The organism is Halomonas sp. DP4Y7-1 (genome assembly GCF_019800705.1).
Classification (GTDB): Bacteria; Pseudomonadota; Gammaproteobacteria; order Pseudomonadales; family Halomonadaceae; genus Halomonas; species Halomonas litopenaei_A.
Genome location: NZ_JAHVKS010000034.1, coordinates 1 through 781, shown reverse-complemented (window position 1 = coordinate 781; position 781 = coordinate 1). Strand labels below are relative to the sequence as shown.

General features: G+C 54.7%; 1 protein-coding gene. It reads left to right on the top strand.

Going from position 1 to position 781, the window contains the following annotated elements; all coding sequences use genetic code 11:
- A partial coding sequence (locus KUV72_RS19715) for a calcium-binding protein (RefSeq protein WP_409995902.1) occupies nt 1-781 on the top strand: 781 nt, incomplete at both ends.

Here is a 781-nt window from a genome sequence, read left to right as displayed (position 1 = left end):
AATACCGTCGGACAGTTCAAGGCACTATCTCAGCTTACCGACGTTCATGCCATTGCGCTTCGCCCTGGGACAAAAGAGGGCACCAAGGGCAATCACTATATGGACTACTTGGACAACACAGGAAACGTTGCCTCCAAGACTATCGTCACAGACTATGATCGCAAAAAGTTTACAGCGCTCGCCGGAGAATCGACCCACGTTGATACGGTGGAGGAAATCGATCTCGCCCTGACGACCGGCTCGTTGACGCCAGCTGGGCAGGCAAGCGCAGGCAACGATACCTTGGAAGGCGGTGCAGGCAATGACGTGATCTTCGGCGATCGCATCAACACTGACCATCTTTCCTGGACCAATACCTCCACAGGAAAGCTGTTTGCGGCCGGTAGCCATGATGGATCGGGATACTCCGGCCTCATCGAATTTCTTACGTGGTCGCCGGACCATGGGGCGGGCACACCACCCGACAAGCAGACGATTATCGACTATCTGACGGAGCACTATGCAGAGCTAATCGACGACAGTAGCGACGGAGGAAACGATGATCTTCGCGGCGGTCTCGGCAACGATGTGTTGATTGGTGGTGCAGGCAACGACACTTTGCTAGGCGGGGCCGGAAACGATGAGATATGGGGAGGACTCGGTGCTGACACTGTGACGTACAAGCTAGGTGACGCAGGTACCGTGACGTTACCCAGCACAGACGTCATCAAAGATTTCACGCTAGGGACCTTTGGCGTTGATGAGAATGCTGACAAGCTGGACATCTCTGACCTTCTTCAAG